Raw genomic sequence first — 2,076 nt, forward strand, 5'->3', positions numbered from 1 at the left:
AGTTCGCTCGTCTTTTTTGCGCCCATTATCGCGCTTACGACGGCGGTTTGCAGGACTGGGCCTTTTTTGCCGGTGTTGTTTTTGATCGCGTCAAAGGCTTCGCGCGACATTTTTATGATGCCGCTTGCTACGGCTATGCGCGTAGTTACGCCCTTGTCGCTTACGTCGACCATTTTTGGGCGGTTGTTTTCGTCTATGTGAGTTAGCATTTTCGTCCTTTCGCCTGAAACGCTAAATTTGCTTAAATTTGAGCTAGGCGGAGTAAATTTATGAGAAGGATTATAACTAAAAAAGCTTAATGAATAAGACAAAAACGCCTCGGCAGGGGGAGCCGAGGCGCCGTTACAAAAAGGAGGTTTTCTTGTCGGACGCGCAAATCATACCAAAAAGGTCTAAATTTTATCCCAATTTTTCGTAAATATATTATTCCCTACTTTTCGCGTAGGCCAGAGCACCTGATTTTAGGCGTTTTAGCCCCTCCAGCACGCGCGATCTTTGCGTGGCGATATTGAGGCGCAGGAAGCACTTCTCAGCACCTCTGTACGCGTTGCCGTCGTTTAGCCAAAGCCCCGCTTTTTGGCGTAAAAATTTATGAAAATCGCTCGCGTCGTCGCAAATTTCGCGGCAATCAAGCCAGAGCAGATAGGTCGCGTCCTGCTCTACAAGCCTAATCTGCGGCAGTTCGTTTTGCAAAAACTCGCTCACGATTTTGCGGTTTTGCTCTACGTATTCGCGCATCTGCTCGAGCCACGCTTCGCCTCGCTCAAACGCCGCGATCGCCGCGATACAAGAAAACGCATTGCCCTCGCCGACCTCGTCGTCGTTGATAGCCTTTGCCATTTTGGCGCGCAGTTTTGGATTTGGCACTACGGCGGCGGAGCTTTGCAAGCCTGCGATGTTAAAGGCTTTTGTCGGCGAAACGCAGGTGATCGAGATGTTTTTGCAAGTCTCGCTCGCGCGGATAAACGGCACGTAGCTTTTGCCCGGGCTCGTGATGTCGCAATGAATCTCGTCAGAGATCACCAAAACGCCGTGTTTAGCGCATAGTTCGCCGATTTTGGCTAGCTTTTCCTCGCTCCAAATTTTGCCGACGGGATTGTGCGGGTTGCAAAGGATAAACATCGTCGTTAGCGGATCGGCGAGCTTTTCTTCGAGATCGGCAAAGTCGATATCGTAGCCGCGCCCGTCGTAGGCTAGCTCGTTTGTAAGCGCGATCCTGCCGTTGTTTTCGATGCTGCGGTAAAAGACGTGATAGACGGGGCTTTGGATCACGATTTTATCGCCTACGCTCGTAAATTTGCGCACGGCGGAGCTAATGATCGGGATCACGCCCGTGCAAAAAATCAGCCAGCTCGGGTCAAATTTGACGTCGTGACGCCTGCTCCACCATGAGCAGATGGCCTCGCTCCACTCCTGCGGCACGTACGAGTAGCCAAAAACCCCGTTATCCAGGCGCTTTTGCAGCGCTTCTAAAATTTCGGGCGCGACCTTAAAATCCATATCCGCCACCCACATCGGCAGCTCGTCGCCGCTTGTTTTCCACTTTGACGAATACGTCCCGCCTCGCTCTACAGGCGCGTCAAAATCGTATTTCATTTGCTCTCCTTGCGTGATTTTTGCGGATATTTTAGCGAATTTTGTTTTTTTGTTACTTAATGGTCTTGGGATAAATTTGTAAATCGTATGAACAAAAAAGCAAATTTGCACAAAATGCCGACCGGCTAAAAAAAGCCGATTTTGACGACGGTTTTTGAAAAAAAGCAAATTTTACATAAGATACCGACCGACTAAAAAACGACGATTTGACGGTGATTTTTGGTTGGTGCAGTAGCAAAATCAATTTGCTTACTTTGGTTTATAGGCTTGTAAATTTAAACGTGAAAATGAAGCAAATTTAGCCTATTTCGCGCGAAATATTTTAAGAAAGTTACAAAACTCATCGTAAACGCTATAGACTGACTCGTCCGGATATCGTGCCAAGGCTTAGATTTTAGCGCTTCGTAGTCCGTTTGGAGCGCGCTGTATGGCTAGTTTTTTGGATATATTTTTCTTGCCGTTAGGGTTAAAGAGTCTAAA

At 47.9% G+C, this 2,076-nt stretch carries 2 protein-coding genes; both read right to left on the reverse strand.

Going from position 1 to position 2,076, the window contains the following annotated elements:
- The coding region (locus tag Q0338_RS05290; protein ID WP_298085849.1) for a cyclic pyranopterin monophosphate synthase MoaC at positions 1-209 on the reverse strand (209 nt) is incomplete at its 3' end.
- Between the two features lie 214 nt (positions 210-423).
- On the reverse strand, positions 424-1,596 hold the full coding sequence (locus tag Q0338_RS05295) for a MalY/PatB family protein (protein ID WP_298085848.1): 1,173 nt from the start codon (positions 1,594-1,596) through the stop codon (positions 424-426).
- Positions 1,597-2,076 lie beyond the last annotated feature (480 nt).

The sequence above is a fragment of the uncultured Campylobacter sp. genome (genome assembly GCF_938018145.1).
In the GTDB taxonomy this organism is placed as follows: Bacteria; Campylobacterota; Campylobacteria; order Campylobacterales; family Campylobacteraceae; genus Campylobacter_A.

Coding starts and splice junctions, on each gene's coding strand:
- Q0338_RS05295 (WP_298085848.1), bottom strand. CDS start 1,596: ATGAAATACGATTTTGACGCGCCTGTAGAGCGAGGCGGGACGTATTCG.